Here is a 24,994-nt window from a genome sequence, read left to right as displayed (position 1 = left end):
CGCGGACATCGGGGGAGCTAAGCGGGGGTTCACAACCATGGCGCGAACTGCCTATTGTTGACCCATGGGAACACTGATTTTTGAGTAGGCGGACCCCTGCGGCCTGTTAACATTTGCCCCAACATTTGCCCCAACATTCGCCCTAACATTTGCGTTGACACTGGCCCCGTCCTCGCTGATCTCCTCAGACAAGCAGATCCTCCTCAGAAAGGTTCCAACCAATGACTGAAAAAAATTCCTCCGACCAAACCCAAACCCGCGAGCAAGCTTCGTCTGACAACTCCGAAGCCCAGGGAATCCGGGCCGGGCTGACAGAGGCGCAACGGGCAATGCTCGCCAGCAAGTCCCGGGGCGGCGATTCCGGACTGCAGAGCGTCGGCAAGAACCACAAGCCCACGCACGCCAGCGGCAAACAGGGCCCGGTCGAGAAGAAGGTCCGCTGGTAACACTTCATATCACTGGCACTTCGTTTCACTGTGGAGAGGAAGAAAAATGGCTAAGCAAAATACTGGACCAAGGATTGAACCTGAGGTGGCGGATCACCTCGCGGCAGCCATGGATGAGCAGTCCACGCTTGGACCGGCCACCATCGCCGTAACCACGGCGATGGCGGGCGAACAGCACTGGCCCGATGGGAACGGTAAACGCAGGCATCCCAAGGAACGCGGTTCAGGCCACGGCCAGGTGGGGAACGAGGCCGCCGTCACCGCCGTGCACCGGACCGGCCGCCCGCAGATGCCGCACTCATCCTGACGCGCGTCTGACCTGGCGGCACGCAGATCACGAGCCGACACGCAGACGGCCTGGGGACACCCGAAGACGGGAGTCCCCAGGCCGTTGCCGTGTCCTCAAAGAATTTGCCCATCGCCGGACCACGTGAAGCCGGACAGCCACCCGTGACTACGCCTCGGGCACCACTTCCTCGGCATTCTTGTCCAGCCGCCAGCCCCGCCACACCGGATGCCTGAGCTTCCCACTGCCCGTCCACTCGCCGAACGTCACTTCGCCGACCAGGCGCGGCGTGACCCAGCGGGCGTCCGAGGCATCCTCGCGGGGGACGTCGTCGAACGGTGACGTCTTGCGGGCGAGGTTGTCCACTTTCTGCCGGAGTTCCTCCAGTTCGCGCGCGCTGAACCCGCTGCCCACCCGGCCCACGTACCGCAGCTTGCCGCCGTCGGGGATGCCCACCAGCAGTGAACCCACCGAACTCTGCCGCCCGCCTTTGCCCGGCCGCCAGCCGCCCACCACCACCTCCTGGGTCTGCTCCAGCTTGATCTTGATCCAGGTCCGGGTCCGCTGCCCGCTGACGTACCGGCTGTCGGTCCGCTTCGCCATGACACCCTCAAGCCCCAGTTCCTGCGCGCTTTCCAAAAGGTGCTCGATCCTTTCGTCCAGGACCGGAGACAGCTCCACGGGGCTGTCCGAAGGCCGGTGGAACTGCTCAAGGCGCTGGCGCCGCTTCTCGAACGGAAGACTACGAAGGTCCTCGTCGCCGTGGGCCAGCAGGTCAAAGAGCATCAGCCGGACCGGGATGGCGGCTCGTGCCTTGGCGACGTCGCCGGGGCGGGTCAGTTTCATGCGCCCCTGAAGGACGCCGAAATCGGGCTTTCCGGAAGGCCCGACGGCGAAGATCTCACCATCCGCAACGAACGGCCCGTCCGGCCAGCAGGTCCGGTCCGTCAGTTCGGGATAGGTTGCGGTGACATCGTTCCCGTTCCGGCTGATGATCCGGACCTTCGCGTTATCAGCCACCACCAGGGCGCGGACCCCGTCCCATTTGAGCTCGAACTGCCAGTCGCTGCCCTGCAGATCGGCCGCGGTCCCGGCTGTGGCCATCATCGGGCTGAAATCTGCCGCGCGGAGGGGCGCGGACGATTTCGATTTCGTGCCTGCCGCCTCTTGCTGCTCCTTCTCTACTGGACCGTCATCGGCGGCGTCGTCCGCAGCCTCACCCGTGTCAGAGGAATCCTCGTCGGGAGCCTTCCGGGGATGAAACGTGTGGTGGTCCTTGTCCATCAGGTGGATGAGCCATTGCCCTTCGGCGTCCCTGCCCTGGCCCCGGCCCGTGTGGATCAGGGCGAACTTCTTCGTCCCGCCCAGGCCACCTCCCTCGGAACCCGTCAGCGTCGCGATGACCTCACGCCCGTTGATCCACTTTTCCAGCTCGTAGGTGCCGTGGTCCCAGATGGTTACTTCGCCGGCACCGTACTGGCCTTTGGGAATGGTGCCCTCAAAGGTGGCGTAGTCCAGGGGATGGTCCTCGGTCTGGACCGCCAGGTGGTTCTTACCGCCCGACTCCGGGACGCCCTTCGGCAGGGCCCACGAGACCAGCACCCCCTCGTGCTCCAGCCGAAAGTCAAAGTGGAGCCTGCTGGCGTGGTGCTCCTGAATCACAAAGGTGTCGCCATTCCCTGAAGCACCGGAGAACGGTTCGGGCGTTGCATCAGGGTCCCGCATCGACCGGTACCGCTCCAAGCGTTGGTGCGCGCCGCCGTCGTGCGTTACTTGTTCGGCGCCCCCAAGGTGCCCCGGACCGTGCTCGACGGCGGCGAACGGGTCCCTGCCTTCCTTCACCCGGCGCATCACGGCCTTGTAGTCGAGGTGCTGGAGCTTGGGGGAGCTGACCTCCTGCCAGGTCCGCGGCGCCGCCACCATGGGACTGGGCCGCCCACGCAGGGAGTACGGAACAATGGTTGTTTTGGCCGAGCTGTTCTGGCTCCAGTCCACCAGGACCTTGCCCTTGCGCAGCGACTTCTTCATGTCGCTCACGGCCAGGTCCGGGTGGTCCGCTTCCAGGGCGCGGGCCAGTTCGTGGGCAAACTCGGAAATCTGGTCCGAAGTCTGCGTGCCGTCCAGGCCGGCGTAGAGGTGGATGCCCTTGCTGCCGCTGGTCACCGGGACAGGGTCCAGGCCCACGTCCTGGAGGATGGTGCGGGCCAGGAGGGCCACTTCCACGCACTCTGCCAGGCCTGCGCCGTCGCCCGGATCCAGGTCCAGCACCAGCCGGTCCGGGTTCAGCTGGTTGCCGTGGGAATCCACCTGCCACTGCGGCACATGGATTTCCAGCGAGTTGATCTGGCCGAACCATGTCAGGGTGGCGGGGTCGTTGACCAAGGGATAGAAAATGGTCCGGTCCTTGTGGGTGATGGCGGCGCGGGGGAGCCAGCCCGGCGCCGAGTCCTCGAGGTTCTTCTGGAAGAACACCTCACCGGGCTTGGCCGCGGTGCCCACGCCGTTAACCCAGCGCTTGCGGGTCGCGGGCCGGTTGGCTGCCGCGGGGATCAGGACATGGGCCACCGCGGCGTAGTAGGCCAGGACGTCAGCCTTGGTGGTGCCCGTCTCCGGGTAGATGATTTTGTCCAGGTTGGTGAGGGTCATTTCCCGCCCCGCAACCCGGACACGTTCCTTAGCGCCGGCCATGGGTCTTCACCTCCGGCCTGCGGTGATGTTCACTTGAGGGATGAGAGCCATCTGGAAAGGTGCCATCGCGTTCGGCCTGGTCAACGTGCCCGTGAAGGTCTACAGCGCCACCGAGGACCACGACATCAGTCTCCACCAGGTCCACAACGCCGACGGCGGCCGGATCCGTTACCAGCGCCGGTGCGAGGTCTGCAGCAAGGTCATCGACTACTCGGACATTGAGAAGGCCTATGAGGACGGCGGCCGGACCGTGGTGCTGTCCAAGGAGGAGCTCAAGTCCATCCCGGCGGAGAGCAGCCACGAGATCGAGGTGGTCCAGTTTGTCCCCTCGGAACAGCTTGAACCCATGATGTTCGAAAAGAGCTATTACCTGGAGCCGGATTCCAAGTCGCCCAAGGCCTACGTCCTGCTGCGCCGGGCGCTGGAGGACACGGACCGGGTGGCCATCGTTCAGTTCGCCCTGCGCGAGAAGACGCGTCTGGGGGCACTGCGGATCAAGGACGATGTGCTGGTGCTCCAGTCCCTGCTCTGGCCCGACGAGGTCCGCGAGGCCAGCTTCCCGGCCTTGGACGAGTCCGTCCGGATCTCCGCCCAGGAACGCGAAATGTCCGCGGCCCTGGTGGAGTCCATGGCCGCTGACTTCGAACCGGAGCACTTCACCGATGACTACCAGGTGCAGCTCCGGAAGCTCATCGAAGCCAAGCTGGAGAAGGGCGATTCGCTCGATACCGACGAAACGTTCGGCGCGGAAGCCGGCGAAGGCGGCAAGGGTGAGGTCATCGACCTGATGGAGGCGCTGAAACGAAGCCTGGACCGGAAGCGCGGCGGTGGTTCCGCGGCCGCGTCCGCTGACGAGTCCGAAAGCGACGAGGCGGACGACGGCGGCACTGAAGAGAGTGCCGGCAGCCCGCGGGGGAAGGCTCCCGCCAAACCTGCTGCCCAGACCGCCGGGACCAAGACCGCGGCTAAGACCACTGCATCGAGATCGACGGCCGCGAAGTCCACAGCCAGCAAGACCGCCACTGACAAGTCCACGGCTGCCACCAAGTCCACGGCCGCCTCGAAGTCCACGGCTGCCAAACCCGCGGCCAAAACCTCCACCACGAGGGCGCGCAAGGGGGCGTGAGGTCCTTGGCCGTGCCGCAGGTCCGGTGATGGCCGCCACCTAGGAGTTCCGCAGTGCGGAGATGAGTTCGCTCTTCTTTTTTGCTGAGTACCCGGTGAGGCCAATCTCCTTGGCCTTGGCCTTGAGTTGCGGAACGGTCCAGTCCTCGTAGTCGCCCGCCTTACCGCCCTTGCGGCCAACTGCGGAGCGGCCCTGCTGCGCAGCCGCATTGGCGATGCGTGCCGCCTTCTGCTTGGACGCGCCGTCCTCGCGCAGTTCCTCGTAGAGCTCAGGATCTTTCAGGCTGGGGTTCTTCTTGGCTGGCATGTCATCCTCCTTCAAGGGGTCCGGAATTGCGGCAGGCACAGCCACCGGGCACCGACACGGGTCGCTGGGCCTGCAGGCCTTTGGAGCACTGTCTTTGCTGGTCAGGCTTCCACGCTAATTCCGGGGCTGTCGAAAAACAAGGAAACGCTAAGTCTCCTTGCTTTCATGATTTGCTGCCGCCACAATGGGCGCATCACAGCCCTGTGCTAACAGCGTGCTGTCACTCGAACCTGTCAACGAAGAGAGGGACGCCGAAATGAATGACAAAACGGACGCGGACGAGGCGGACCGGGCGCTGAAGCAAAAGCACCGGGCCATGTGGGCATCGGGGGACTACCCCGCGCTGGCCAGCGAGCTGGTCCAGGACCTCGGGGCCATCCTGGTGGACGTCTGCAAGATCAAGCCCAAACAACGTGTCCTGGACGTGGCCGCAGGGGCGGGGAACGCAGCCATCCCTGCGGCCATGATGGGCGCCGAGGTGATCGCCAGCGATCTCACCCCGGAGATGTTCGACGCCGGCCGGCACCAGGCAGCCGATCGTGGCGTTGAGCTGGAATGGGTGGAAGCAGACGCCGAAGCCTTGCCGTTTGAGGACGACGCATTTGATGTGGTGACGTCCTGCCTCGGCGTGATGTTTGCCCCGCACCATCAAGCCGGGGCAGACCAAATCGTGCGCGTGTGCAAACCCGGCGGAACCATCGGCCTGCTCAGCTGGACGCCCGAGGGATTCATCGGAAAGATGTTCGCCGCCATGAAGCCGTTCGCGCCGCCGCCTCCGGCCGGGGCGCAGCCGCCGCCGCTGTGGGGCAGCGAAGACCACGTTCGCGAGCTCTTCGGCGATCGGATCACGGACATCCGCGCGGAAAAGCGCATGCTGGCTATCCACAGCTTCCACCAGCCGGCGGACTTCCTGCGCTATTTCAAGTCGCACTATGGCCCCACCATCTCGGTCTACAAATTCCTTGGCGAGGACCAGGAGAAAGCCAAAGCCCTGGACACAGCCCTCACTGAGCTTGCCGACTCATTCGGTGACGCTCACGGCGATGCGGCGTGGCAGATGGAATGGGAATATCTGATCTTCACCGCCACGAAGGCCCGGGCATGACAGGCAACCATGTGGCAACGTCCGCCACCACCATTGACGCGCCGGCCAGCCGGGTCTGGGACGTCATCACCGACCCGGCCGCCGTGAAGGAGTTCATGTTCGGGGCCGACCTGGTGACCGACTGGACCGTTGGCGGGCCCATCCTCTGGCGTGGCGAGTGGGAGGGCAAACCGTACGAGGACAAGGGGACCATTCTCGACGTGGAACCGGGCAAAAAGCTGGTTCACACGCACTTCAGCCCCCTGGGTGGCGAAGAGGACAAGCCCGGGAACTACCACACCCTGACCTGGACCCTCGAAGACCGGGCTGGCGCAACCAGGCTCACGCTCTCGCAGGACAACAACCCCAGCGAAGACGCGGCCGAGCACTCCAAGGGCATGTGGGACATGCTCGTGGCGGACGTCAAAAGGATCGCCGAGCGCGCCTGACCCAACTAAGTAGCAGCAGATGTCGTTATGAGCCTCCATAACGACATCTGCTGCTACTTACTTGGGACGGGACGCGTTAAAGCAAGCGGCCGCCGTCGTGCCTTCCCCGCCTTGGGAGAAGTACGACGGCGGCCGCGCTGCTTTGCTGCCTCAGCAGCGGAAGCTGCTACTCGGCGTCGTGATCCGTTTCCAGGATCTGGACCAGCCGCTCCAGGGCATCGTCTGCGCCGGTACCTTCGGCGCGCAGCACCACAACATCGCCATGGGATGCGCCCAGGCTCATGAGGGACAGGATGCTGGCGGCATCCATCGCCTCGTCAACGGGCTCGCCTTCACGGGCAATGGTGATGTCCAGGTCGAACTCGCCGGCGGCTTCGGCAAAGATGGCGGCGGGGCGGGCGTGCAGGCCTACGCGGCTGGCGACGGTTGCGGTGCGTTCTGACATTGTTGCTCCTTTATTTTTCGGCGCTTGGTGCTTGAAACGCCGTGCATGGTTTGGTTTGGGTAGGCTGGTCAGACCGTTGCGGGAACGGACTCCACGGTAGCAGCGGGCTCCGGCTGACGGACCGCCCAGCGCTTGAGGGCGATGACGGCCAAGGCGCTGACCACGGTTCCGGCCAGGATGGCGATAACGAACATCGCCAGGTTGCCGATGGCGAAGAACACGAAGATGCCGCCGTGGGGGGCCTGCGAGGTAACGCCGGTTGCCATGCACAAGGCTCCCGTGAGGGCGCCGCCCACCATGCTGGCGGGGATGACGCGCAGGGGGTCGGCTGCGGCGAACGGGATGGCGCCTTCGGAGATGAAGGACGCTCCCAGCAGCCAGGCCGCCTTGCCGTTTTCGCGCTCAGCCAGGCTGAAGAGCTTCTTGTCCAGGACGGTGGCCAGGGCCATGGCCAACGGCGGAACCATGCCGGCAGCCATGACTGTCGCCATGATCTGCCACGGGGCCTGGTTTGTGGCACTGCCGGCGCTGAGACCGGCAACCGCGAATGCATAGGCGACCTTATTGACAGGACCGCCGAGGTCGAAGCACATCATGAGGCCCAGGATGATGCCAAGGACGACGGCGGAGGCTCCGGTCATGCCCGACAGCCAGTTGTTGAGGAGGGTGGTGAGCCCGGCGATGGGACCGCCGAGGAGCAGGAACATCAGGCCGGACGCAAAGATGGAAGCGAGCAGCGGGATGATCACCACGGGCATCAGGCCGCGGAGCCAGCGTGGAACCTGCCAGGTCCCGATCAGGTGCGCCATGTAGCCCGCGAGCAGGCCGCCGACGATGCCGCCGAGGAACCCTGCACCCATAAAGCCGGAGACGGCACCGGCGACGAAGCCCGGCGCGATGCCCGGCCGGTCGGCGATCGCGTAGGCGATATAACCTGCCAGTGCCGGGACCAGGAAGCCCATGGACAGGGCACCGATCTTGAACAGGACGGCGCCGAGGTAGATCGCCAGTCCGCCTTCGGGGAGGTTGCCGAAGTTGTTCGCCAGCACCACCTTGTCCGCGACGCTGGTGATGTTGTAGCCGCCCAAGAGGAAGCCCAAAGCAATCAGGAGCCCGCCGCCGGCCACAAACGGGATCATGTAGCTGACGCCGGTGAGGAGTGCCCGCTTCAGCTTCTGGCCGATGTGCTCGCCCTTTTCAGCTGCAGCCTGCTCGGCTTGTTCCTCCGCACCGAAGTGGGGTACGCGCCGGGCGTGCGGATCAGTGGCTGCGGCGAGTGCTTCCTGGACCATCTTGGCAGGCTCGTCGATGCCGCGCTTGACGGGGGCGTTGATGACAGGCTTGCCGGCAAACCGTTCCTTGCCGCGGACATCCACGTCCACCGCGAAGATCACGGCGTCGGCGGCCGCGATGACGGCAGGGTCAAGCGGCTTGGCGCCGGAGGAACCCTGGGTCTCCACCTGCAGGTCCACGCCCATTTCCTGGGCCGCGGCCACCAGTGAGTCGGCGGCCATGTAGGTGTGGGCGATGCCGGTGGGGCACGCCGTGACGGCCACCAGGCGCTTCGGACCGGCCGCGGGACCGGTGGCGGAGTCCTTCGAGAGTGTAACGGCGGCCGGGCCTGCGGCAGCAGCACCCGCAGCCGCAGGTACAGCATCGGCAGGTACCGCGGCAGCGTGGGCGGCCGGCTTGTCGGCCAGTGCGCCGTCCACGAGATCCACGATGTCCTCACGGGTGGACGCTGCACGCAGCGCTGCCGTGAAGTCCTTTTTGATCAGCGACCGGGCCAGCTTGGACAGGAGTTTGAGGTGTTCCTGGTCCGCACCGTCCGGGGCGGCGATGAAGAAGATCAGGTCGGCGGGGCCGTCCTTGGCGCCGAAGTCCACCTTGGGGTTGAGGCGGGCCATTGCCAGCGTCGGTTCAACCACGGCGGCTGAGCGGCAGTGGGGAATGGCTATGCCGCCGGGGATGCCGGTGGCGGTCTTCTGCTCACGGGCGAAGGCATCGGCAAAGAGGCCTTCAACTTCTGACGCGCGGCCGGTGGCAGCAACCTTGCTGGCCAGGTGCCGGATCACATCCTCGGGCGAGGTGCCCAGGTTCTGGTCGAGCTCGACCAGTTCGGTGGTGATGAGCTGAGTCACTGTCAATCCTTTCGAAGGGCCGTGATGGTTACGGCATCCGGGGTGGTTTGGTGAACTGCCGGGACAGTGGAACCCGGCAGGGAGGCGGCGGCGGCACCGTGGGCCACCGCCTGACGGAGGCAATCGGCCGGGGCGGCGCCCAGGCCGTGGGCGAGCAGATAGCCAGCCAGCGATGAATCGCCCGCGCCGACCGTGCTGACCGCGGCGACCGGCGGATGCGTGGCGAGCCACGCGCCGTCGGCCGTTACCAGGACAGCTCCCTTGGATCCGAGAGTTGCCAGTACAGCACCCACACCGGAACGCACGACGGCGGCGGCGGCCGCTGCGGCGGCCTCCGGATCCGCTTCAAGTTCCTCTGCGGTTAACGCCGTGGCGTAGCCGGCTGCTGCAGCCAGTTCCGCCAGTTCCTCGGCGTTGGGTTTCAATAGGTCCGGTTTCCCGGACACCGTGCCTGCCGACGCATCAGCGACGGCAGCGGCGAGCGGAGCGCCGGAGGAGTCGACGGCGATCAGCGGTGCACCTGCGGGCGAGCCGCCGTCGGCAGCTGAACGCAATCGGTGAGTCACCGTGGCGTAGAAATCGGCCGGGAACCCAGGCGGCAAGGAGCCTGCCAGGATAACCCAGCTGGCACCGCGGGCCTGTTCCAGGAGCAGGCTGATCAGTGCTTCCTGCTCTTCCGCAGTCAGCACCGGGCCAGGCTCGTTGATCTTCGTGGTCACGCCGCCGGGTTCGGTGAGCGCAACGTTGGTGCGCAGCGGCTCGTCGATGGCGAGGGCAGCGAACGGCACCTTGTCGTGGCGAAGCCCTGCAAGGACGGGATCGCTGTCCGCCCCCGGAAGCACGGCCACTGTCTCAACGCCCGAGGCGCACAGTGCCCGGGACACGTTAACGCCTTTGCCGCCGGATTCCTGGCTGACCGAAACGGCGCGCTGGACCTCGCCACGTTCCAACGGGCCGGGGAGGGCCACCGTGCGGTCAAGGCTGGGGTTGGCCGTGAAGGTGACAATCATGCGACCACCACGTCAACGCCGGCATCGGTCAGGGCGGCTGTGAGTTCCGGGCCGGGCTCGCTGTCTGTAATCAAAGTGTCCAGATCTTTCAGGGAGGCGAACTGGACCAGGGTTTCCGCGTCCAGCTTGGAGGAGTCGGCCAGCACCACAATGCGGCGCGCCGAGTGTACGAAGGCTGCCTTGACGGCGGCTTCTTCAGGATCGGGGGTGCTGAGGCCAAAGCTTGCGTGGATGCCGTTGGTGCCGATGAACGCGATGTCCGGGCGCAGCCGCTGGGCGGAGTCCACGGTGGCCTGTCCCACGGCTGCCTGGGTGAGGCCGCGCACCCGGCCGCCCAGCAGTTGCAGCGCGATCCCGGGTGCGCTGGCCAGCCTGGCGGCGATGGGGACCGCATGGGTGATGACCACGAGTTCGGGCGCGGCCGCTGCGTAAGGCTCGACGGCGGCTCGGCGGGAAAGCAGGTCAGCCAGCGCTTCAGTGGTGGAACCGGCGTCGAGCAGGATGCTCCCGGACTTTGCCTGGGGGATGAGGGCCAGGGCCGCCTGCGCGATGCGCATCTTCTGGTCCGGGCGCTGGATGGTCCGTTCGTTGATGCTTTCCTCGGTGGTGCTGAAGCGGTCGGCGGCCACTGCGCCGCCGTGGACGCGGCGGACGGTGCCGGCGGTTTCGAGGGTGGCCAGGTCGCGGCGGACGGTTTCGGTGGTGATGCGGAAGCGCTCAGCCAGCAGGGTCACGCTGACCCGGCCGTTGCCGGCAACAAGCTCGGCAATCTTCTGCTGGCGCTCTTCGGCGAACACGTACCCTCCATTGCGTAAAGTCTTGGGCTTCATCCGTGACTGGCATCACATGATGTGGCATTACTTGACTTTATCTTTGCTTATGTTGGTTTGTCAATGGAAATCCACACGAAACAAAGACGGCTGGCTGTCCCGGCGTGGGAAGTGGCCCCGGGGAACGAAAAAGCCGGACCGGACCGCGGTGGTCCGGCCCGGCCTGGCGGGTTTCATGACGGCGTTTCCGGTCCGAAAGGCTAGAGTCCGCCGTCGCGGCTTTCGTTGCGGGTTATGCGCTCGCCGGTGTTCGGATCAACCACTGAGCGGGTTTCGCTGACACGGCGGCTACGTCCCGGCGAGGCCAGGATGAGCGAGGCGATCAGTCCGATGACGCCCACGGCCATCAGGATGTACCCAATGAGAACCTGGTCTATGAAGGGGATCAGCCCCGGAGCAACGGCCCAGGCCAGGATGGCGCCGAGGGCAATGAGGAAGATAGCGGAACCGATTCTCATGACTTGCTCCTTGATGTTCGAGTACGTATGGTGCCGAACTGATAAGCATGCTGTGCTCTTACGCTACAGCCCGGCCCTACTCGATTCAATGACCGACAGACTGTGCTCCGGCGGTGCGGTGGTGGTGTCATGGCTGTTCAGCGGCCTGCGGCGTTTCGGCGGGACGGATGGCTAGGCTGGTCCGATGGAGACAGTTGTTTGGTCCAGGCCGGAAGCTGAGCGGGGCGGCACGCCGCTGCTGGTCCTGATGCACGGCTACGGTACGGATGAGTCCCGGATGGTGCGGCTGTTCGACTACCTGCCGTCCGAATTCACGTGTGCGGCACTCCGGGCTCCCATGGAGATCGGTGACCACTATGGCTGGTTCCTTCTGGACTATTTCCTGGCCAACGATTTCGCCGACGTCATCAGCGCCACCAACGCCGTCCACAGCTGGATCAGCTCGGTCAAGGGCCGCCACAGCAGCGTGAGCCTCATGGGCTACTCGCAGGGAATGGCCATGGCCAGTACCCTCCTGCGCCTGCACCCCGACAGCTACAAGGCGACGGTGGGGCTTTCCGGGTTTGTGCTGGACAACGAGCTGCTCGCGCTCACGGACTCCTTTGAGACCCCGCCGCCGTTCTTCTGGGGGCGGGACAAGGCGGACCTGGTGATCAATGAGGAGGCCACGGAGTACACGGCTCAATGGCTGGACAAGAATACCCAGCTGACCGCCCGGACGTATCCCGGCATGGGTCATGCGATGAGTAAGGCCGAAATGGTGGACGTGAGTGCCTTCCTGCGCCACTACGTGCTCGGCTGAGCTGATAATCCAGTTGCAGGCGAAATTTGTAAGCGCTTACACTCAAGGTTGGCCCGAGCTATCCGGCCCCTGAATCAGCTGGAAAAGGACGCCGGACCGATGCACACGTGCAAGGCCCCTCCCCGAGTTGTGCTGTCCCTTCCGTTCTCTCAGGTTGTCAGGCCGCGCCATGGCGCTCATCATGGAAGAAGACGATTCACCAGCAGCCCACCGGCCCGCCGAGGTTCCAGCCTTCGCCATTAGCCGCCCCTGCTGATCCAGCGGCCGCCGTTGCCCGCGTTTCCCCAGTTCTACCTTCGCACTCTGCTGCCCGCGTCTTGGGTCCCGAGGTTGAGGTCCTGCCCGAGAAATTCCCGCCCGCTGAGTTACGCCCCTTTTGAGTTACGCCCCAAGGCTCCCCGCCGTCTGGAAGGACACTGCGCATGACTGACGTTCTGACTACCCAAAAATCCGGTTGGACCACCGCTTCCGCCATCCTGTTCGACCTGGACGGAGTGCTGACCCCCACGGCCACCGTCCACGAACAGGCCTGGAAGGAACTCTTCGAGGGCTACCTCGCGTCCCGGCCAGACGTGCCCGGTTACCGGGAGGAAGACTACTTCGACCACATCGACGGCAAGCCCCGGTTCGACGGCGTCCGCGACTTCCTGGCGTCCCGCGGCATCGTGCTCCCGGAAGGTGAAGAATCTGCCGCCGGTTCAGGCGGCAACGGTGCGGAACCGGTCGGAGGGAACCCAGCCAGCGCTGATCCCGCACAGGCCACCGTGCAGGGACTGGGCAACCGCAAGAACCAGGTATTCAATGACATCGTCAGCGCCGGCGTCGAGCCCTTCGAGGGGTCGGTGCGTTTTCTGGAAGCCGCGGTGGCCCGCGGACTGAAGGTCGCCGTCGTCTCCTCATCCCGGAACGCCCCGGCCGTCCTCAAGGCCGCCGGCCTGAACGGGCACTTCGACATAGTGGTTGACGGAGTCGTGGCCGCGGCCGAGGGCCTCCCGGGCAAACCGAGCCCCGCCACGTACAACTACGCCGCGGAGCTGCTGGGCCTGCCCAGCGAGGAATGCGTGGTGGTTGAGGATGCCGTCTCCGGTGTCCAGGCCGGACACGCGGGGAGTTTCCACTCCGTGATCGGCGTCGACAGGGGCGCCGGCCGGCAGACCCTCCTCGACGCCGGAGCAACCCGCGTGGTCAACGACCTCCAGGAACTCCTCTAGTCAGCCTCCCCGGCTGGGCTAGCGCCCAGCCACGCATCACCCAGACCAGCACCACGCCAAAAGGATCGCAACACCATGGCTCTTATCACCGCGGACCGCGAACGGTTCCCCGACACCCCCTGGCAGCTTGTGGAAACGCACCACCAGCCAGGCAACGCGGGCACCCTGGAGACGCTCTTTGCCCTGGGCAACGGGCACCTGGGTATCCGCGGCGCCCACTGGGCCGCGGCTGATGCGGAACTGCCTGGCAGCTTCATCAACGGCCTGCACGAGATCTGGGACATCAAGCATGCGGAGAACGCATTCGGCTTCGCCCGGACTGGGCAGCGGATCATCTACATCCCGGATGCGAACAACTTCACCGTGATCATCGACGGCGAAACCCTATCGCTCGCAGAATCGGACGTCCTGGATTACCGGCGTTCCGTCGACTTTGCCACCGGCATCTACGAATGCCGCATCACCTGGCGCTGCCGTTCCGGCGCCACCGTGACCACCACGGAACGCCGCGCGGTGGGCTTCGAGTCGCGCGGCAGTCTCGGCATCTCGCTGGAAGTCGCCTCGGACCGTGAGGTTTCCGCCGACGTCACGTCGTCCGTCATCAACCGCCAGGACCAGCCTGTGGAGGACCACTCGGCGCATGACCCGCGCCGGGCCGGCCGGCACGCGGGCAGGGTCCTGCTTCCGGTCCGGATTGACGGCGGCGACGGCTCCCTCCGGCTCTCCTGGCAGGCGGCGGAATCCGGGCAGCGCGTGGGAATGGCCGTGGACCACTGGACATCCACGGGGCAACAGTGCTTTGAAACGGTCGCCGGTGAAGATGACAGCAGCGTCCGCTATGTCCTGGCTGTCCAGGCGGACCAGCCCTTCCGGCTCGAGAAGAGCGTCAGCTACGCCGCAGGCCCGGGCGTCCAGGACTCCGAGCGGGACGCCGCGGAAACCGCCGAAGCCGGGCTCCGGCCTGTGGAGGACATCTTCGGAGAGAGCCGGGAGCACTACCGGCAGTACTGGGCCACGTCCGACATTGTGGTGGGCGGCCAGCCTCAACTCCAGCAGGCCATCCGCTGGAACCTGTTCCAGCTGGCACAGGCTACGGCGCGGGCCGACGTCGCGGGCATCCCTGCGAAGGGCGTGACCGGCTCGGGCTACGAGGGGCATTACTTCTGGGACCAGGAGGTCTACCTCCTGCCCTACCTCACCTACACCAACCCCGACGCCGCCCGTCAGGTTCTGGAATTCCGGCACCAGATGCTTCCGGTCGCCAAAATCCGGGCCAAGGAGCTCAGCGTGGACGGCGCCCTGTTCCCGTGGCGCACCATCAACGGACTCGAAGCCAGCGCCTACTACGCTGCCGGCACGGCGCAGTTCCACATCGCCGCCGCCATCGCTTTTGCCACCAGCCGCTACATGTGGGCCAGCGGCGACGAGGCGTTCCGGGAAGGGATGGGCGCCGAACTGCTGATCGAAACGGCCCGCATGTGGGCCTCGCTGGGCTTCTTCGGCAAGGACGGGCTCTTCCATATTCACGGTGTCACGGGCCCGGACGAATACACGGCGGTTGTCAACGACAACCTGTACACCAACGTCATGGCCCGCTTTAACCTGAGCGCCGCCGCTGCCGTGGAACACCAGGCAATCGACGAGGCCGAGCGCCAACTCTGGGTGCAGGCTGCCAACCGCATGCAACTGCCGTTCGATGAAGACCTGCAGGTCTATTCGCAGGATAACGACTTCATGACCCTGGAGCCCTGGGACTGGACCACGCCCCGGTCAAAGTACCCGCTGCTGCTCCACTTCCACCCGCTGGTGATCTACCGGCACCAGGTGCTGAAGCAGGCAGACACCGTGCTGGCCATGTTCCTGCAGTGGCAGGACTTCACCGCGGTGGAAAAGCGCCGCGCCTTCGACTTCTACGACCCCATCACCACGGGCGATTCCACCCTGTCCGCCTGCGTGCAGGGGATCATGGCCGCCGAAGTGGGGCATCCGGACGCGGCGTTGGAGCACTTCACCAACGCGGCTTTCATCGACCTGGATGACACCCATGGCAACACCATCGACGGCGTGCACATTGCGTCCACCGGAGGGGTGTGGAGTTCGCTGGTGTGCGGCTTCGCCGGGCTGCGGGACCAGGGCCACATGCCCTTCTTCGATCCGCGCCTCCCAGCTGACTGGGACGCACTGACGTTCCACCTGAAAGTCCGCGGGCGCCTGCTGCTGGTGGAGCTCGACGGCGGCGCGCTCACCCTCACCGTCCAAAGCGGCGGGCAGCTGGACGTGGATGTCCGCGGCCAGGTTCTCCGCGTCGGTCCGGAACCGGTCCGCGTGGCACTGGAACCTTTTGAGTCCCCCGAGCCCACGGTTTTCCCCAGCGGACCGCCGACGGCGAGCATTCCCGTGATCCACGCGCTCGGCTGAGGCGCCTGGCAGCAACGCTTCTCCGCCTAAACCCCTGGCCGGAGCGGTACATAGTGTGAAGCACCCTTAGTGTTAAGGCAGTGCCGCAGCTAAGACCGCCGGCGGACAGACGTACTACAGAAGCAGAGGTGACCATGGCCAAGCGCAGCAATCCCGCAGTACGAATCGCGCAGGAAACCGCCCACAACGCGGTGTTCGACGCCGAAGGCAAGCCGAAACCGGGCGTCCACAACATGCTCCTGCGGGCGGTCGAAATCCAACGGCCGTTTGTGCTCGCCTACGTCCGGCGGTTGCAGCGCAAGCACCCCCGCGCCAGCTCAGCCAGGCTCGCGGAAATCCTTGAGCGGGACTACTTGCGGGCTGTGACCGGCGGCGGTGCGATCGTTGGGGCAACTGCCGTTGTGCCCGGCGTCGGAACGGTGGCCTCCCTGGGGCTTTCGGCCGCGGCCACCGTCGGCTTCCTCGAGGCCACGGCCCTCTACGCCACCTCGCTGGCGGAACTCCACGGAATCCGCCTGACCAACCCCGAGAAGGCCAGCACCATGGTGATGGCCATCATGCTGGGCGAAGAAGGAACTGCCCTGCTCGGAACGCTCAGCGGGCAGGCCATGGGGAAGGGAACCAGCGCAACCAAGGCATGGGGAAACGCACTGTCCAAGTCCGTGCCCACGGGTTTCGGCGCCATCCGCAGCAAGATCCAGAAAGCCTTCCTCAAGAACCTGCTCAAGCGCCAGGGGTCGGCGCTCCTTGGCCGGGCGCTGCCGTTCGGCATCGGCGCGGTGGTGGGCGGTGCAGGCAACCTCATGATGGGCCGGGCGGTCGTGTCGAACGCCAAGGAGGCTTTCGGCCCGATGCCGGATACGATTCCGGGAGAGCTCAAAGCCTCAGCCGCCGCGGACAACAAGACCCCGGCCAACAACACCCTGGAGGGCAACAACCTTGGATCTTAACGCTGACCTCGGCGAATCGTTCGGCTCGTGGAACATGGGCGATGACGCCGCGATGTTCCCCCTGGTGACCAGCGCCAACGTGGCCTGCGGCTTCCACGCAGGGGATCCCGTCACCATGCTCGACAGCTGCCGGGCCGCCTTCGAGTTCGATGTGACCGTGGGCGCGCACGTGGGATACCGGGACCTTGCCGGCTTCGGCCGCCGGTCCCTGGACATGTCCTTCGATGAGCTGTTCGGTGATGTGCTGTACCAGCTGGGCGCGCTCGACGGCGTGGCGCACGCGGTGGGTGCTTCAGTGGATTACGTCAAGCCGCACGGCGCCCTCTACAACCGTCTGGTGCACGACGAGGAGCAGGCTTCCGCGGTGGTCGCCGCCGTCCAGGCCTACGATCCCGGCCTGCCCATTCTCGGCCTGCCGGGCTCACAGCTCCTGATCCAGGCCAAGGAAGCCGGGCACCCCGTTTTTGTGGAGGCCTTTGTGGACCGCGCCTACCAGGGGGACGGCACACTGGTGCCGCGCTCGCATGATGGTGCCGTCCTGCACGACATCAACTCGATCGTTGAGCGGGCCGTGCGCCTCGCGACCAAGGGCGAAGTGGTGGCCGTGGACGGAACCGTGGTCCAGGTCAAGCCTGATTCCCTGTGCATCCACGGCGACACCCCCGGCGCCGTGGAGATGGCCGCCGCGGTCCGGGCCGGGCTCGAAGCAGCCGGCGTCGAGTTGGAGTCCTTCGCCTAGGTCAGCCGAAGACCAGGTGCGCCGCGCTGAAGATGGCAAGCCCGGCGAGGGAGCCCACCACGGTGCCGTTGATCCGGATGAACTGCAGGTCCTTGCCCACCTGGAGCTCGATCTTCCGGGAGGTTTCCTCCGCATCCCACCGCGCCACGGTTTCGGTGATGACGCCGGCGATGTCCGAGCGGTACGTCCGCACCAGGTAGCCCGCGGCGTCGCCGATCCAGGCGTTGACCTTGCCGGCCAGTTCGGGGTCAACCACCAGGCGGGTACCGAAGTCGTGTACCGCGGCCTTGAACTTGACGGTCAATTCGCTGTGCGGATCGTCGACGGCGCTGAGCAGCGCAGCCTTGATGGTGCCCCACGTGCGGGACGCCAGCTCCCGGATCTCGGGGTCGCCCAGCACCTGTGCCTTGATGCCCTCGGCGCGGGCGATCATCACGGGATCGTGCTGCAGGTCCTGCGCGAGGGACGTAAGGTATGTGTCGATGGATTGACGGACCTGATGCTGCGGATCGGACTGCACGGCCTTCGTGAACTTGAGGATTTCCAGATAGACCTTGTCTCCCACGAGCCCGTCCACGAACTGCGGGACCCACTGCGGGGACCGGTCCGAGACCAGCCGGCTGACAGTTTCATGGTTGTCCCTGACCCAGTCCACCGTCCGGTCCACCAGCAGGTCCACCAGGGTGTGATGGTGGCCGTCGGCGAAGATCCGCTGCGCGAGGCGTCCCACGGGAGGCCCCCACGGCGGAGTGAGCAGGTGCTTGCGGACCATCGACTCGATCACGGCCTGGACGTCGTCGTCGTTCAATACCTTGAACGCGCCGCGGATGACGGCGGCACCCTCCTTGGCCACGCGCTCGGCGCCGCCGGGGCCGGACAGCCACGCACCGACCTTCCGCGCCACGTCCACCGACGCGAGCTTCTCCTGGACCACCTGCTCGGACAGGAAATTGGTCTCCACAAACTCGCCCAGCGACGCCCCGATCTGGTCCTTGCGGCGCGGGATAATGGCGGTGTGCGGGATCTTGATGCCCATGGGGTACTTGAACAGCGCGGTCACGGCGAACCAGTCGGCCAGCGCGCCCACCATGCCGCCCTCCGCCGCGGCGCGGACATACTGCAGCCACGGATACTCCTTCTGCAGCGCGAACGCAAAGACAAAAATGATGGCCATGGCAACGAGGAGACCCAGCGCCACCAGCTTCATTTTCCGCAGCGCTGCCGCCTTTTCGGCGTCGCCGGCGCTCAGTTGCTGACCGCCGACGGCGGCTCCGTTCTTCGCCTCCAGCGGATCGGTGTCCGGGGGCCGGGGTGGGGACTGCCGGGTAATTGGCTCAGAGTTCACCTGCATGTGCCCAGCCTAGTCCCGTGCGTCCGGGTCCCGTCCGCTAGCGTGTCCTCATGACATTTGACGAGTCTGTTCCGGACCGCCCGCTGGTTTACGCCCACCGGGGCGCCAGTGCTGCATTTGCCGAACACACCCGCGCCGCTTACCTCCAGGCCATTGCCGACGGTGCCGACGGCGTGGAGTGCGACGTGCACCTCACCCGCGACCAGCACGCCGTCCTGCTCCATGACGCCAACCTGGACCGTACGTCGGACGGGACCGGCCCCGTGGCGGACCGCACGCTGGCCGAGTTGCGGCAGCTGGACTTTTCGTCGTGGAAAGGCGTCCGGATCCCGGAAAAATATGGCGCCCGCTCAGAGCAGTTCCTGACGCTGCCGGAACTCCTGGACATCCTCCGCGGCACCGGTCGGCCCATCGGACTGGCGATAGAACTGAAGCACCCCAGCCCCTATCAGCTGAAATTGGAGGACCGCGTGCTTGAGGTGCTTCACGGTGAAGGGTGGAACCCCTCGACCTCCACCCTGGACAACATCAGCGTCTCGTTCATGAGTTTCAGCCCGGACTCGGTGAAGCACCTGCTGAAGAAAGTCCCGGCCGCGCACATCTGCCAACTGGTGGATGACATCGACGTCGACGAAATCCGGGACGAACTGAGCCTGGGGACCCTGGCGGGCACCGCCGTCGCCAACGTGATGAAGGCGGCGCAGCTGGAAGGCGAGAGGATCCTGGACGAGTGCGAGGTGGGACTCGCGGGGCCGGGCATCATGTACATCCGCGAACACGCCCGGACCGTCCAGCGCTGGCTGGAATCCGGCCGCCGCTTCCGCGTCTGGACCGTGGACACCGAACGCGATGTTGCCCTCTGCCAAGGGTTGGGCATTCACGAGATCACTACCAACAAGCCGGCCAGGGTGCTGGCGCAGCTCGAGCCGAGCGGCCAGCAGGCTCCGCTGCCCTCCTGACGCCGCCGTTCCGCCGCCGACCCTGTTTTAGTCGCGGAGGTTCCGCTGTGATTGAGTGGAACCATGCTATTTCGCTGGTCCGGCCGGGCCGTTCAAACCCTCTCTGCAGCAGGCATGAGTGCCCTGCTGCTGACCAGCGCTATGAAACACTTCCGCGAGCCGCGCTTCTTCGCGCAGGTGGTCCCGGACTACCTCTGCCGCGACGCTCCGGACGCTAACCGCGAGGCGCCGGAGGCTGGCGCGGACAGCGCCGGCGGCGTGAGCCCGGAGCACGACGGCGGCGGGCGGCCTTTGGCGGTTATGACCCGGGAGGAATGGATCGCGGTGAGCGGTCTGCTCGAGGCGGGAGCCGCCGTCGTGCTCCTGATACCGGCCACCCGGCGGGTGGCGGCCACCGCGGTGACTGGGATGTTCGCTGTGTTCGTGGCCGGCCACGTGGACGCCCTCCGCCGCTCCTATGGCCCCACGGGCTCGCCGGCGCAGCGCAGGGCGCATACTGTCAGGCTTCCCCTTCAGCTCCCGCTCATCCTGTGGGCCTGGAGCCTGCGGAATGCCCCGGTCCGGCCGCGGCAGTGAAGATTTGCGTGTCGCCTGCCGTCCGGGTGGGCATCTCCATCAGCATCGCCACCGGCCTCTACGGTATTTCCTTCGGCGCCCTGTCCGTCACGTCCGGCCTCGATTTCTGGCAGACCATGGCGCTGAGTCTCCTGCTGTTCAGCGGCGGTTCCCAGTTTGCGTTCATCGGCGTGGTGGCCGGCGGCGGTTCCGGCATAGCGGCGATGAGTGCAGCCACGCTGCTGGGGATGCGAAACGGCATCTACGGGATGCAACTGAATGCCCTCCTGCAACCGAGGGGATGGCGGCGGTATGTTGCCGCGCAGGTCACCATCGACGAGTCGACGGCCACCAGCACAGGGCAGGCCGATCCTGCGGAGCAGAGGCGCGGGTTCTGGACCGCGGGCATTGGCATCTACGTGCTCTGGAACCTCTTTACTGCCGTCGGGGCCCTCGCCGGCAGCGGCCTGGGAGACCCGAAGCAATGGGGTCTTGACGGTGCAGCGGTTGCCGCCTTCCTCGCCCTGTTGTGGCCCCGGCTCAAGGGGTTCGAACCGGCCGCGATCGCGGTGGCGTGTGCGCTGGCCACTGTCCTCGCCGTGCCCTTCGTACCTGCCGGCGTGCCCATCCTGATCGCGGCACTTGTGGCCGCGGTGATCGGCTGGTTCAGCCACGGCCGCAGCGATGAAGGCCTTGAACCGGATGTGGATCCCTACCAGGAGCACCAGGGCCACGGCGGGACCCGGGAGGCGGACTCATGAATCTATGGTTCTGGCTGCTGTTGGCGTGCATCCTCGCCTATGCGTGGAAGGTGATGGGCTACCTGGTCCCTGCGAAGCTCCTGGAAGACCCGCGGATGTCCCGCGTGGCCGGGACCATGACCATCGGCCTTCTTGCCTCCCTGACTATCGTCAATACTGTGGCCTCCGGACAGGCCCTGGCTGCTGACGCGCGGTTGGGTGCCCTGGCCGCCGCCGCCGTTGCGCTGGCGTTCCGGGCCCCGTTCCTGCTGGTGGTTATCATCGGCGCTGCCACCGCCGCCCTTCTCCGGTTAATTGGGTGGAACTGAGCGCAAAACCTAGTGGTGCGTGGCACAACCGCTGTAGCATGATTCTGGCTATGCAGTTGGCCATGGATTTCTCGTGAGAGCGCCGACCATGGACAGACATCTGCACGTAGCCCGCACCAGACCCGGCAAGCCCCGTCACCCCGCGGCCGCTGGATGGCGCGCAGGCCTGCCGGTCAAGCGCTTCTTCACCCGGTTCAGGTCCATCGCGGACTTGCCGCCCGAGGACCTTGACATCCTCTCGGAACGCATAAGACTGGCCATGGATGTCACTCAGGAGCCCGGCATGGCCGCCTTGCATGCTGCGGTCCGGGCCGAGCTCACCAACCGGGAAGCGTCGTCGAACGACTGATGCCCCCGACGAGGTTTAGCCGTGACCTGGCAGTCGCGGCCGGAGAGGAGCGAGGTTAGATGAACGAACAGGCGGAGCACCAGGGACCGGACGCCGAAGGCGCAGCCGATCACCGAGGTTCAGAACCGAAGTCCCGGCCGATCTATGACAAGAGCGCGTCCGAAGCCACCAGGGAGTTGCGGGACACTGCCCGGCGCCGCCGTGTCGCAGAGGAGAAGCTGCAGCAGCACTTACGGGAAGCCAAGGAGCACGTCCCTCATCACCACCCCCGGGAAGCGCCTCATGCGGATCCCGTCCACGACGCCAACTCCGACCAGGACGCCGCCACGCCTGACCCCGACCTGGTGACGGGCACAAGCGTGGGATCATAGGCCGGCTGTAAGCCAAGTAAAAGGCCCGGAGGGGCGACGCCGGCTGAACGTGGTTGATCACGTCTGCTTCAGCAGGCGGCCCTTCCGGGCCCAGACGGTTGGGGGAGCAGGCCAGGTGCAGACCCGCCCGAAGCCTTTACGCGGACTGCTCGTCTCCGGACGATGCTGTGCGGCGGGCGCTTTCTTCGACGGCCAGTTCGTACCATACCTGGGCGCCGAGATCCGGGGCCGGTGTGTCGAGGTTCTGGTACAAGGCGTCCAGCAGGTTTGCGAGCTCTTCCGCGGCCAGCGAAGGAAGGACTTCTTCCGGGCCGCGTGGATCGTTGATGACTTGGGATAGCTTGGAGTGGTTCATCGCAGCCTCAGCAGTTCCGATTGCGTGCCAAGAACGTGGTGCATTTTTGTCTCCTCTGATGGATCAGAGGCTGGCTGCGTAACCCATCTAGAGTCTAGGCCAAGGGCTCGGGACTCACAATGCCGCAAGCCCCGGACACAGGACGGCAGCGTGCCGAAGCCGGCGCAGGTCTCAGTTGCGCAGCCGAACTTGTCAGCCGAACTTGTCAGCTGAACTTGTCAGCCGAACTGTGGACCCTGGAGCTGCGAAGCGGGCAGCGGGACGAAGGCAGGCAGGGGGCGCCCGGTCCGTTCAGTGCGGATGGCGTCCTCGATGAGCGCCACCGGGCGGCGCCACGCATCGGAACCGGGTTCCATGGTGTCCACTACGCCAATCAGCATGGCGAGCAAACGGAACATGTCCGTCAGGGAAATGTCCGGGCGGAGGGTGCCTTGTCCCTGGCCGCGGGCCAGGAGGACGCCGATGGATTCCATCAGGGATCCCGTGATTCCCGTGAGGAGTTCGCGGCGCCCTGCCACGGCACCCAGCAGGTTCGCATCTGCACTCGCCGCGGCCATGATCGCCTCGATGACGCGGAGCAGCCCCGCCGCTGCATCCATGCCCGCCACGGCCTCCACAATGACGGGGTCCACGGTCTCCCGGAGCTGCCGGTTGAGGGCGGCCAGGACCAGCTCCTCCTTATCCGCGAAGTTCCTGAACAGCGTGGCGGGCCCTACCCCGGCCGTCGCAGCGATGGTCTGGAGGGGGACGTCCGGGCCGTGCTCGCGGAAGCACTGGCGCGCAGCCAGGATGATCTTGTCCACGTTCCGGGCAGCGTCTGCGCGTAGTGGCTTGCGGACGACAGCAATGCTCATTCGATCAGGTTAGCAACGCGGCTGGCCACGAACGTGGTTACCGGAGGGTAGCCGGTTATGTGACGTTCACCCGGCATCGCAGCCGATTTCCGGCATCCGGCCACATGGCAGAATTGGCCTATGTTGCTTGCATTTTCAGTTGCCCCGTCCGGTACGCCCACCGGGGGAGCCCGCCCCGACGACGCATCAGTCCACGACGCCGTCGCGGCCGCTGTGAAAATCGTCAGGGAGTCGGGCCTGCCGCATCAGACAGACTCGATGTTCACCACCATCGAGGGCGACTGGGACGATGTGTTCGACGTCGTGAAGCGCGCCACCGAGGCCGTGGGGCAGTTCGGCAGCCGGGTCTCACTGGTCATTAAGGCCGACATCCGCCCGGGATACACGGGCGAGCTTAAGGCCAAGGTGGAGCGCCTCGAGCAGGCCCTTTCGGACGGTTCCCGGACCGTTTCCTAGACCGCTGCCTGGCCGCATGCAAGACTGTGGCCATGTTTGAGCACAAGACCCGGCCGGGCTGGCTGGCGGTGGAAGATTTCCTCACGGCAACTGTGGTGCATCCCGACGACGCATTGCAGCGCGCCGTAAGCTCCGCCGTCGATGCCGGGATGCCGCCCATCGAGGTGACCCCCAATGCCGGAAAGTTCCTCAAACTCCTGGTGCAGATTTCCGGCGCCCGGCGGGTGCTGGAAATCGGGACGCTCGCCGGCTTCAGCAGCATCTGGATGGCCCAGGGACTTCCCGACGGCGGCAAGCTGGTGACGTGCGAATACCTCACCAAGCACGCGGACATCGCCAAAGCCAACGTGGAGGCGGCCGGGCTGGGCAGCAAGGTTGAGGTCCGGGTGGGCGCGGCGCTGGACACATTGGCGGCACTGCAGTCCGAGGGCCAGGAACCCTTCGATCTTGTGTTCATTGATGCGGACAAGGAACACGACGCCGACTACCTCGATTGGGCTGTGCGCCTGGGCCGGCCCGGAACCGTGGTGGTGCTTGACAACGCTGTGTGGGAGGGAGCCATCCTGGATCCGTCCATCGACGACGTCAACGCGCCGGGGATCATCAGCGCACTGGAACTGCTGGGGAATCACCCGCAGCTCGATGCCACCGTGATCCAAACCGTCGGGTCCAAAGGCTGGGATGGGTTCGCGTTGGCAAGAGTCCGCTGAGAAGCTATTCCTAAGTATGCTTAGAATGACTCTCCGGCCGAAGTCCGGTCCGGAACGGACACCCGCCTTGGAGGAATTCGATGAAAGCGTCACCCACCCTCGCCAGCAACCTTCAGATGGTCCTGACCGACCTGGTGGAACTCCATGTACAGGGTAAGCAGGCCCACTGGAACATCGTGGGCACCAACTTCCGCGACCTCCACCTGCAACTCGACGAGATCATCGCCAGTGCCCGCCTCTTCGCTGACCAGACGGCGGAACGGATGCGGGCCTTGCATGCGCTTCCTGACGGCCGAAGCCAGACGATTGCTGCGGACACCCGCCTGGCGGAGTTGCCGGGCGGGCTGATCTCCACAAAGGACGCCGTCAAGCTGGTGACGGCCAGGCTGGAACGGACAGTCAAGACCATGCGGGATGTCCACGATGAGGTGGACGACGAAGACCCCACGAGCGCGGACCTGCTCCACGCGGCCATCGAAAGGCTGGAACAGCTGACTTGGATGGTCAACGCCGAAACCATGACACCCTCGGCGGCCGTCACTGAACCGGCGGAGAAATAGTCCTGGGCGGGGACGC

The 24,994-nt window shown here is 65.7% G+C and carries 29 protein-coding genes; 19 read left to right on the top strand and 10 right to left on the bottom strand.

What is annotated here, in order from left to right:
- Nucleotides 1-221: 221 nt before the first annotated feature.
- Nucleotides 222-446, top strand: coding sequence for a hypothetical protein (locus tag IAQ70_RS12420; RefSeq protein WP_190989611.1), 225 nt, complete (start codon nt 222-224; stop codon nt 444-446).
- 46 nt (nt 447-492) lie between these two features.
- Entirely contained in the window at nt 493-753 is a 261-nt protein-coding gene (locus IAQ70_RS12415) for a hypothetical protein (RefSeq protein ID WP_190989610.1), read from the top strand.
- 147 nt (nt 754-900) lie between these two features.
- On the opposite strand, the gene IAQ70_RS12410 is transcribed toward IAQ70_RS12415, so the two are convergent.
- Entirely contained in the window at nt 901-3,420 is a 2,520-nt protein-coding gene (locus IAQ70_RS12410; protein WP_190989609.1) for an ATP-dependent DNA ligase, read from the bottom strand.
- A gap of 40 nt (nt 3,421-3,460) precedes the next feature.
- Between IAQ70_RS12410 and ku the strand changes: the two genes are divergently transcribed.
- The gene (ku, locus tag IAQ70_RS12405; protein ID WP_190989608.1) at nt 3,461-4,546 is read left to right on the top strand and encodes a non-homologous end joining protein Ku; all 1,086 of its coding nucleotides are present in this window, start codon (nt 3,461-3,463) and stop codon (nt 4,544-4,546) included.
- Between the two features lie 39 nt (nt 4,547-4,585).
- Here the strand turns inward: ku and IAQ70_RS12400 are convergent, their stop codons facing one another.
- Nucleotides 4,586-4,852, bottom strand: a complete 267-nt coding sequence (locus IAQ70_RS12400; RefSeq protein ID WP_190989607.1) for a DUF7218 family protein — start codon at nt 4,850-4,852, stop codon at nt 4,586-4,588.
- Between the two features lie 256 nt (nt 4,853-5,108).
- Between IAQ70_RS12400 and IAQ70_RS12395 the strand changes: the two genes are divergently transcribed.
- Entirely contained in the window at nt 5,109-5,957 is an 849-nt protein-coding gene (locus IAQ70_RS12395) for a class I SAM-dependent methyltransferase (protein ID WP_190989606.1), read from the top strand.
- Complete coding sequence (locus IAQ70_RS12390; RefSeq protein WP_190989605.1) at nt 5,954-6,385, top strand: SRPBCC family protein; 432 nt, start codon at nt 5,954-5,956, stop codon at nt 6,383-6,385. The genes IAQ70_RS12395 and IAQ70_RS12390 overlap by 4 nt, the downstream gene beginning before the upstream one ends.
- Before the next feature lie 166 nt (nt 6,386-6,551).
- On the opposite strand, the gene IAQ70_RS12385 is transcribed toward IAQ70_RS12390, so the two are convergent.
- The 5 genes from IAQ70_RS12385 to IAQ70_RS12365 form a co-directional block, all read right to left on the bottom strand.
- Nucleotides 6,552-6,830 (bottom strand): HPr family phosphocarrier protein, encoded by a 279-nt coding sequence (locus IAQ70_RS12385; RefSeq protein ID WP_164202827.1) that lies wholly within the window; start codon nt 6,828-6,830, stop codon nt 6,552-6,554.
- A 68-nt stretch (nt 6,831-6,898) separates the two neighbouring features.
- Nucleotides 6,899-8,971, bottom strand: a complete 2,073-nt coding sequence (locus IAQ70_RS12380) for a PTS fructose transporter subunit IIABC (RefSeq protein ID WP_190989604.1) — start codon at nt 8,969-8,971, stop codon at nt 6,899-6,901.
- A 2-nt stretch (nt 8,972-8,973) separates the two neighbouring features.
- A complete protein-coding gene (locus IAQ70_RS12375) occupies nt 8,974-9,981 on the bottom strand; it encodes a 1-phosphofructokinase family hexose kinase (RefSeq protein WP_190989603.1) in 1,008 nt (335 codons plus the stop codon).
- On the bottom strand, nt 9,978-10,778 hold the full coding sequence (locus IAQ70_RS12370) for a DeoR/GlpR family DNA-binding transcription regulator (RefSeq protein WP_190989602.1): 801 nt from the start codon (nt 10,776-10,778) through the stop codon (nt 9,978-9,980). The genes IAQ70_RS12375 and IAQ70_RS12370 overlap by 4 nt, the downstream gene beginning before the upstream one ends.
- A gap of 233 nt (nt 10,779-11,011) precedes the next feature.
- Nucleotides 11,012-11,269 (bottom strand): DUF6458 family protein, encoded by a 258-nt coding sequence (locus IAQ70_RS12365; protein ID WP_190989601.1) that lies wholly within the window; start codon nt 11,267-11,269, stop codon nt 11,012-11,014.
- A gap of 184 nt (nt 11,270-11,453) precedes the next feature.
- Between IAQ70_RS12365 and IAQ70_RS12360 the strand changes: the two genes are divergently transcribed.
- The 5 genes from IAQ70_RS12360 to IAQ70_RS12340 all read left to right on the top strand — a co-directional run bounded on the left by IAQ70_RS12360 (nt 11,454) and on the right by IAQ70_RS12340 (nt 17,389).
- Nucleotides 11,454-12,071 carry an alpha/beta hydrolase gene (locus tag IAQ70_RS12360; protein ID WP_190989600.1) on the top strand — a complete coding sequence of 206 codons (618 nt, stop codon included), beginning with the start codon at nt 11,454-11,456 and terminating at the stop codon, nt 12,069-12,071.
- A gap of 422 nt (nt 12,072-12,493) precedes the next feature.
- On the top strand, nt 12,494-13,282 hold the full coding sequence (locus IAQ70_RS12355; protein WP_190989599.1) for an HAD family hydrolase: 789 nt from the start codon (nt 12,494-12,496) through the stop codon (nt 13,280-13,282).
- A 75-nt stretch (nt 13,283-13,357) separates the two neighbouring features.
- Nucleotides 13,358-15,700 (top strand): glycoside hydrolase family 65 protein, encoded by a 2,343-nt coding sequence (locus tag IAQ70_RS12350; RefSeq protein ID WP_190989598.1) that lies wholly within the window; start codon nt 13,358-13,360, stop codon nt 15,698-15,700.
- A 134-nt stretch (nt 15,701-15,834) separates the two neighbouring features.
- Complete coding sequence (locus IAQ70_RS12345; RefSeq protein WP_190989597.1) at nt 15,835-16,650, top strand: hypothetical protein; 816 nt, start codon at nt 15,835-15,837, stop codon at nt 16,648-16,650.
- Complete coding sequence (locus IAQ70_RS12340) at nt 16,640-17,389, top strand: LamB/YcsF family protein (RefSeq protein WP_190989596.1); 750 nt, start codon at nt 16,640-16,642, stop codon at nt 17,387-17,389. Before IAQ70_RS12345 ends, IAQ70_RS12340 begins: the two co-directional genes overlap by 11 nt.
- Nucleotide 17,390: 1 nt before the next feature.
- Here IAQ70_RS12340 and IAQ70_RS12335 read toward each other — a convergent pair whose 3' ends face one another.
- Nucleotides 17,391-18,740 carry a DUF445 domain-containing protein gene (locus IAQ70_RS12335; protein ID WP_190989595.1) on the bottom strand — a complete coding sequence of 450 codons (1,350 nt, stop codon included), beginning with the start codon at nt 18,738-18,740 and terminating at the stop codon, nt 17,391-17,393.
- Nucleotides 18,741-18,790: 50 nt separating this feature from the next.
- On the opposite strand from IAQ70_RS12335, the gene IAQ70_RS12330 reads away from it, so the two are divergent.
- The 6 genes from IAQ70_RS12330 to IAQ70_RS12305 all read left to right on the top strand — a co-directional run bounded on the left by IAQ70_RS12330 (nt 18,791) and on the right by IAQ70_RS12305 (nt 22,043).
- Nucleotides 18,791-19,699 (top strand): glycerophosphodiester phosphodiesterase, encoded by a 909-nt coding sequence (locus IAQ70_RS12330; protein WP_190989594.1) that lies wholly within the window; start codon nt 18,791-18,793, stop codon nt 19,697-19,699.
- 63 nt (nt 19,700-19,762) lie between these two features.
- The gene (locus tag IAQ70_RS12325) at nt 19,763-20,275 is read left to right on the top strand and encodes a DoxX family protein (RefSeq protein ID WP_190989593.1); all 513 of its coding nucleotides are present in this window, start codon (nt 19,763-19,765) and stop codon (nt 20,273-20,275) included.
- A complete protein-coding gene (locus tag IAQ70_RS12320; protein ID WP_190989592.1) occupies nt 20,272-21,015 on the top strand; it encodes an AzlC family ABC transporter permease in 744 nt (247 codons plus the stop codon). The genes IAQ70_RS12325 and IAQ70_RS12320 overlap by 4 nt, the downstream gene beginning before the upstream one ends.
- The gene (locus IAQ70_RS12315; protein WP_190989591.1) at nt 21,012-21,323 is read left to right on the top strand and encodes an AzlD domain-containing protein; all 312 of its coding nucleotides are present in this window, start codon (nt 21,012-21,014) and stop codon (nt 21,321-21,323) included. Before IAQ70_RS12320 ends, IAQ70_RS12315 begins: the two co-directional genes overlap by 4 nt.
- Before the next feature lie 88 nt (nt 21,324-21,411).
- A complete protein-coding gene (locus IAQ70_RS12310; protein ID WP_190989590.1) occupies nt 21,412-21,672 on the top strand; it encodes a hypothetical protein in 261 nt (86 codons plus the stop codon).
- Nucleotides 21,673-21,731: 59 nt separating this feature from the next.
- Nucleotides 21,732-22,043 (top strand): hypothetical protein, encoded by a 312-nt coding sequence (locus IAQ70_RS12305; RefSeq protein WP_190989661.1) that lies wholly within the window; start codon nt 21,732-21,734, stop codon nt 22,041-22,043.
- Nucleotides 22,044-22,179: 136 nt separating this feature from the next.
- On the opposite strand, the gene IAQ70_RS12300 is transcribed toward IAQ70_RS12305, so the two are convergent.
- Together IAQ70_RS12300 and IAQ70_RS12295 are read right to left on the bottom strand one after the other, a co-directional pair.
- On the bottom strand, nt 22,180-22,398 hold the full coding sequence (locus tag IAQ70_RS12300) for a hypothetical protein (protein WP_190989589.1): 219 nt from the start codon (nt 22,396-22,398) through the stop codon (nt 22,180-22,182).
- Between the two features lie 218 nt (nt 22,399-22,616).
- Nucleotides 22,617-23,252 (bottom strand): TetR/AcrR family transcriptional regulator, encoded by a 636-nt coding sequence (locus IAQ70_RS12295; RefSeq protein ID WP_190989588.1) that lies wholly within the window; start codon nt 23,250-23,252, stop codon nt 22,617-22,619.
- A gap of 120 nt (nt 23,253-23,372) precedes the next feature.
- Here IAQ70_RS12295 and IAQ70_RS12290 point away from each other — a divergent pair, with 120 nt between their 5' ends.
- The 3 genes from IAQ70_RS12290 (at nt 23,373) to IAQ70_RS12280 (ending at nt 24,978) form a co-directional block, all read left to right on the top strand.
- A complete protein-coding gene (locus IAQ70_RS12290; protein WP_190989587.1) occupies nt 23,373-23,708 on the top strand; it encodes a thiamine-binding protein in 336 nt (111 codons plus the stop codon).
- Nucleotides 23,709-23,740: 32 nt separating this feature from the next.
- Nucleotides 23,741-24,418, top strand: a complete 678-nt coding sequence (locus IAQ70_RS12285) for an O-methyltransferase (RefSeq protein ID WP_190989586.1) — start codon at nt 23,741-23,743, stop codon at nt 24,416-24,418.
- Between the two features lie 80 nt (nt 24,419-24,498).
- Nucleotides 24,499-24,978 (top strand): Dps family protein, encoded by a 480-nt coding sequence (locus IAQ70_RS12280; RefSeq protein WP_190989585.1) that lies wholly within the window; start codon nt 24,499-24,501, stop codon nt 24,976-24,978.
- Nucleotides 24,979-24,994: the final 16 nt, after the last annotated feature.

Source organism: Pseudarthrobacter sulfonivorans (assembly GCF_014712225.1).
Taxonomy (GTDB): domain Bacteria; phylum Actinomycetota; class Actinomycetes; order Actinomycetales; family Micrococcaceae; genus Arthrobacter; species Arthrobacter sulfonivorans.
Note: the sequence above shows the minus strand (reverse complement) of the source record. Positions and strands in the feature narration are given on the sequence as shown.

What these genes read in the sequence shown, in the direction of transcription:
- IAQ70_RS12420 (WP_190989611.1), top strand. Translation starts at nt 222, where the DNA reads ATGACTGAAAAAAATTCCTCCGACCAAACCCAAACCCGCGAGCAAGCT.
- IAQ70_RS12415 (WP_190989610.1), top strand. Translation starts at nt 493, where the DNA reads ATGGCTAAGCAAAATACTGGACCAAGGATTGAACCTGAGGTGGCGGAT.
- IAQ70_RS12410 (WP_190989609.1), bottom strand. Translation starts at nt 3,420, where the DNA reads ATGGCCGGCGCTAAGGAACGTGTCCGGGTTGCGGGGCGGGAAATGACC.
- ku (WP_190989608.1), top strand. Translation starts at nt 3,461, where the DNA reads ATGAGAGCCATCTGGAAAGGTGCCATCGCGTTCGGCCTGGTCAACGTG.
- IAQ70_RS12400 (WP_190989607.1), bottom strand. Translation starts at nt 4,852, where the DNA reads ATGCCAGCCAAGAAGAACCCCAGCCTGAAAGATCCTGAGCTCTACGAG.
- IAQ70_RS12395 (WP_190989606.1), top strand. Translation starts at nt 5,109, where the DNA reads ATGAATGACAAAACGGACGCGGACGAGGCGGACCGGGCGCTGAAGCAA.
- IAQ70_RS12390 (WP_190989605.1), top strand. Translation starts at nt 5,954, where the DNA reads ATGACAGGCAACCATGTGGCAACGTCCGCCACCACCATTGACGCGCCG.
- IAQ70_RS12385 (WP_164202827.1), bottom strand. Translation starts at nt 6,830, where the DNA reads ATGTCAGAACGCACCGCAACCGTCGCCAGCCGCGTAGGCCTGCACGCC.
- IAQ70_RS12375 (WP_190989603.1), bottom strand. Translation starts at nt 9,981, where the DNA reads ATGATTGTCACCTTCACGGCCAACCCCAGCCTTGACCGCACGGTGGCC.
- IAQ70_RS12365 (WP_190989601.1), bottom strand. Translation starts at nt 11,269, where the DNA reads ATGAGAATCGGTTCCGCTATCTTCCTCATTGCCCTCGGCGCCATCCTG.
- IAQ70_RS12360 (WP_190989600.1), top strand. Translation starts at nt 11,454, where the DNA reads ATGGAGACAGTTGTTTGGTCCAGGCCGGAAGCTGAGCGGGGCGGCACG.
- IAQ70_RS12355 (WP_190989599.1), top strand. Translation starts at nt 12,494, where the DNA reads ATGACTGACGTTCTGACTACCCAAAAATCCGGTTGGACCACCGCTTCC.
- IAQ70_RS12350 (WP_190989598.1), top strand. Translation starts at nt 13,358, where the DNA reads ATGGCTCTTATCACCGCGGACCGCGAACGGTTCCCCGACACCCCCTGG.
- IAQ70_RS12345 (WP_190989597.1), top strand. Translation starts at nt 15,835, where the DNA reads ATGGCCAAGCGCAGCAATCCCGCAGTACGAATCGCGCAGGAAACCGCC.
- IAQ70_RS12335 (WP_190989595.1), bottom strand. Translation starts at nt 18,740, where the DNA reads ATGCAGGTGAACTCTGAGCCAATTACCCGGCAGTCCCCACCCCGGCCC.
- IAQ70_RS12330 (WP_190989594.1), top strand. Translation starts at nt 18,791, where the DNA reads ATGACATTTGACGAGTCTGTTCCGGACCGCCCGCTGGTTTACGCCCAC.
- IAQ70_RS12325 (WP_190989593.1), top strand. Translation starts at nt 19,763, where the DNA reads ATGCTATTTCGCTGGTCCGGCCGGGCCGTTCAAACCCTCTCTGCAGCA.
- IAQ70_RS12315 (WP_190989591.1), top strand. Translation starts at nt 21,012, where the DNA reads ATGAATCTATGGTTCTGGCTGCTGTTGGCGTGCATCCTCGCCTATGCG.
- IAQ70_RS12310 (WP_190989590.1), top strand. Translation starts at nt 21,412, where the DNA reads ATGGACAGACATCTGCACGTAGCCCGCACCAGACCCGGCAAGCCCCGT.
- IAQ70_RS12305 (WP_190989661.1), top strand. Translation starts at nt 21,732, where the DNA reads ATGAACGAACAGGCGGAGCACCAGGGACCGGACGCCGAAGGCGCAGCC.
- IAQ70_RS12300 (WP_190989589.1), bottom strand. Translation starts at nt 22,398, where the DNA reads ATGAACCACTCCAAGCTATCCCAAGTCATCAACGATCCACGCGGCCCG.
- IAQ70_RS12295 (WP_190989588.1), bottom strand. Translation starts at nt 23,252, where the DNA reads ATGAGCATTGCTGTCGTCCGCAAGCCACTACGCGCAGACGCTGCCCGG.
- IAQ70_RS12290 (WP_190989587.1), top strand. Translation starts at nt 23,373, where the DNA reads ATGTTGCTTGCATTTTCAGTTGCCCCGTCCGGTACGCCCACCGGGGGA.
- IAQ70_RS12285 (WP_190989586.1), top strand. Translation starts at nt 23,741, where the DNA reads ATGTTTGAGCACAAGACCCGGCCGGGCTGGCTGGCGGTGGAAGATTTC.
- IAQ70_RS12280 (WP_190989585.1), top strand. Translation starts at nt 24,499, where the DNA reads ATGAAAGCGTCACCCACCCTCGCCAGCAACCTTCAGATGGTCCTGACC.